This is a genomic window from Candidatus Culexarchaeum yellowstonense, from assembly GCF_024707025.1.
Classification (GTDB): Archaea; Thermoproteota; Methanomethylicia; order Culexarchaeales; family Culexarchaeaceae; genus Culexarchaeum.
On record NZ_JANGFQ010000218.1, the window covers coordinates 1 to 3,385 of the forward strand.

Genomic DNA, 3,385 nt, shown 5'->3' on the forward strand with positions numbered 1-3,385 from the left:
TGCATCTTCAATTGAACCCAGCTCAACAGCATAATTCGCTAATGCACCTCTAACCTCCTCAGAATTCGTAATTTTGTATATGAGTTCAAGAAGCCTTCTAATACTCCATTTCTTCTGGAGTTCTAACCCAAGCTTTAAAAGATATGCTTTGAGATAAAGTTGGAGAGCCTGCTCTAGACTAAAAACTGCTAAATCATAAAACCCCTTATCCAATTGCAATTCAGCAGTTTCAAGGAACCTCCTAGACCTCTCCAGAAGATACTTATACTCCTGTGTCAAATATAAAACACCATTCCTCGTAACTCTTGTCAAAACCAATGTATTAACTTTGTTGTTATCATGTTACTCTTATGGGAAAACATCAATTTTAAACATCCATGTAGGCTTGTAGAATTGTATTATTGTGGAAATTTATGTTCACCCATTATTTTAAGAACATGATGTAGCAATTTCGATGTTGATACGCAATATTCATATATCATGTTGATAACATTGATATTGATGGTAGCTTGTGGGGTGGGTTGAAGTTTTATTGATTTGGGTGTGAATTTATGAGTGTATCTGTTGAGAGGAAGCTTGGGGTTCCTGAGGATAAGGTTTTTTATAGGACTCCTGATGGGAGTGTAATTGTAATTAATGATGATTTCCTTAAGGTTGATTACATAAAACCCAATAGCATAGATCTTGTGGTTACTTCGCCACCATATAATGTGGATATCGAGTATGAGGGTTATAGGGATAATATACCCTATGAGAAGTATTTGGAGTTTACGGAGAAGTGGTTGAGGAGGGTTTATGAAATTCTGAAGCCTGATGGTAGGATATGTTTAAACATACCTTTAGATAAGAGTAGGGGTAGGACTGGTGAAGGTTTCCAGAGTGTCTATGTTGATGTGGTTTCAATAGCTAAGAGGGTTGGCTTCGAATATTTCAGCACGATAATATGGAATGAAAGTAATATATCTAGGAGGACGGCTTGGGGTTCCTTTGCATCTGCATCTGCACCATATGTTATAGCCCCAGTAGAGGTAATAGTATTGCTCTATAAGCATAGTTGGAAGAGGTTTGAGGGGGGAGATTCAGATATAACGCCTGAGGAATTTAAGGAATGGACTTTGGGTTTATGGACATTTCAAGGTGAGAATCCCAAGAGGGTTGGGCATCCAGCCCCATTCCCCCTAGAACTACCAAAGAGGTGTATAAAGCTCTTCTCATATGTTGGGGATGTGGTGTTAGACCCATTTGTAGGTAGTGGAACGACACTTGTAGCCGCATACCTATTGAGGAGGAAGGCAATAGGCATCGATATCAGTAGGAAGTATTGTGAAATAGCCAGAGAGAGGCTGATAAAGGAGGCTATGGTAAACGTGAAGAGGCTACTTTAAGGGCGATGCACCATGACTCATAGATGTGACATTATTAAACGTCCGCGCTTCTGCCCAAGTGAAATCCTAAACAAAGCCATACAATTCTATGACGATTACGTGAGGATGCATGGATTAAGTTTCCGTCAAGCAATCGAGCATTTCGAAACCATTGCAGAAGGGGGAGTGAGAAGTATATTTGGTGTTGGTAGAGGTGCTGATCAGAGGTGGAGGTCGTGTAAGGGAACTCTATATGAATACGCTGTATGTAGAGCTCTCGATGAAATCCTCTCAAGCAACTCGCTCCTATCACAGAAAATAGACATAATACATGGATCAAAACTCACATCAAACTCCACCCTGAGAAATCAGCTAACTATAAGGAATTGGAGCGAAACCTCCCAGATGTGGATTTTGTGATAGTGAATAAGGTCTATGAGAAAGTTGTGGCTGTATTGTCATGCAAAACTAGTTTGAGGGAGAGGATGACTGAAGCAGCCTTCTGGAGTAGAGAGCTCAAGCCGAAAGGTATAGAGGTGATCTTCATAACAACCGACAAAGACGAAGAAGTAACGTCAGATGTCAATAGATACATAGTTATGCATGTACTCGACTACACAGTTATAACGGATCCAGATAGGTATAACAAAATTGTAGAAGAGTGGAAGTTGAAGTATGGGAGTAGATCTGATTTCAATGTGATGATGAGTAAGATAATCAGCTTCAATGATATCATAAAGATTCTGCAAAAATATGCATCATAATAATATCCACGTCCATTATATGTAAGGATGATGAAGGAATTCATTATAGCCTCCTATATTCTAATTTGAAAAATTAAATTAAAGTAATAGTCTTTTTAATTAATAGCTCTTGACTGAGCATCTAACTATGAATAGCTGAAGCTAAATTACATAAAGTGTTTAAGTTTAGGTGGAATATGTGATCTTAGCCTACCATTTTTGGTCATAGCTCGGTATTTATGTTATTTTGTCTCAGCTTCATTGATGGCTTTCGCCGTTAACGGTGGGAGGCGGCACGTTGGGGGTTTGCATGTGTAAACGTGCCTTACATGTCTCCTTAAATACCCCCTTTAAAACTTAGGTCATCATTCATATTGTATCATCTAGAATTAGAGTTATGTTTTCATCAAATACTGAACTAACCGATTAAACCTAAATAATTTCTCAAGGCTTTCAGATATCATCATCTTCAACTTAATCCTACTGCTTTAAACTTCAACATTCTAAAATAAACATTTGAATAATACATTCTCCTACATCGACGACCACTGGATTCCTCATCAACCTTATGAAGGAACCCTTAATGTTTAAGAATTTCATTACCTATTCGAGTTTCCATGCTGTGAGATGGAGGACTCTTTCATGGGAAGAAGACTTCCATATTTATTTAGAACCATGATAAATTAAGTAACATGCCTTATAACTTTCGGTGTGCACATCTGGAAAGAGCTTATGAATGGTGCCCTGCCTCAATTTGCTTTAAAGGTTAGATGTTTGTGTAGACTTCTATTTCAAGCATTTTTGATGCTTCCAATGCCTTTTCATCAGCGTAAGGTGTTACTATGAGGAGTCTATCAGGCTTCCTTCCAGTCTTCCTTTGATATAGCTCTGCCTTCCTCTTGAACTGGAATACGTCTGAAGCTCTTATATGCGATGAAACTTCGATTAGTATAATCTTCTCATCCTTGACTGCTACGTCAACTTCAACGTTGCTTGGATAGCCGAAGACAAGGCCATTTTCATCGTACCCCCTCCACCTCTCAACCTTAAGCCTAAATTCCTTCTCGAGGAGCCCCCTTAACCCCTCTCTGAAAGCATCCTCCGCCATTATCCCCCACCTAGCTTCAAGAGCAGATATATGCCTATACATGAGCTCAAAACCCCTATTCATATCCTTCCTAAGCTCAGCGATCTCATTTTCATGCCTATCAAGCCTTTTAAGTATCTAAATGAACTTTTCATCATGAACTTCTAAACGTTTGAGTATTTCAGCAAACT

Annotated in this window: 5 protein-coding genes; 3 read left to right on the forward strand and 2 right to left on the reverse strand. The window is 38.8% G+C overall.

All coding sequences use genetic code 11. The annotated features are described in order from the left end of the window. Positions 1–279 (reverse strand): HEPN domain-containing protein (locus MRT15_RS11425; RefSeq protein WP_304330356.1); only part of this gene is annotated, 279 nt, incomplete at its 3' end. Positions 280–551: 272 nt separating this feature from the next. Here MRT15_RS11425 and MRT15_RS11430 point away from each other — a divergent pair. From MRT15_RS11430 to MRT15_RS11440, 3 genes are read left to right on the forward strand one after another with little or no spacing between them, the layout of a single operon-like run. Further along, on the forward strand, positions 552–1,385 hold the full coding sequence (locus tag MRT15_RS11430; RefSeq protein ID WP_304330358.1) for a site-specific DNA-methyltransferase: 834 nt from the start codon (positions 552–554) through the stop codon (positions 1,383–1,385). Positions 1,386–1,397: 12 nt separating this feature from the next. Then, positions 1,398–1,784 (forward strand): hypothetical protein, encoded by a 387-nt coding sequence (locus tag MRT15_RS11435; RefSeq protein ID WP_304330359.1) that lies wholly within the window; start codon positions 1,398–1,400, stop codon positions 1,782–1,784. Then, the gene (locus MRT15_RS11440; RefSeq protein ID WP_304330360.1) at positions 1,781–2,128 is read left to right on the forward strand and encodes a BsaWI family type II restriction enzyme; all 348 of its coding nucleotides are present in this window, start codon (positions 1,781–1,783) and stop codon (positions 2,126–2,128) included. The genes MRT15_RS11435 and MRT15_RS11440 overlap by 4 nt, the downstream gene beginning before the upstream one ends. A gap of 745 nt (positions 2,129–2,873) precedes the next feature. Here the strand turns inward: MRT15_RS11440 and MRT15_RS11445 are convergent. Next, on the reverse strand, positions 2,874–3,332 hold the full coding sequence (locus tag MRT15_RS11445; RefSeq protein ID WP_304330361.1) for a PD-(D/E)XK nuclease family protein: 459 nt from the start codon (positions 3,330–3,332) through the stop codon (positions 2,874–2,876). Positions 3,333–3,385 lie beyond the last annotated feature (53 nt).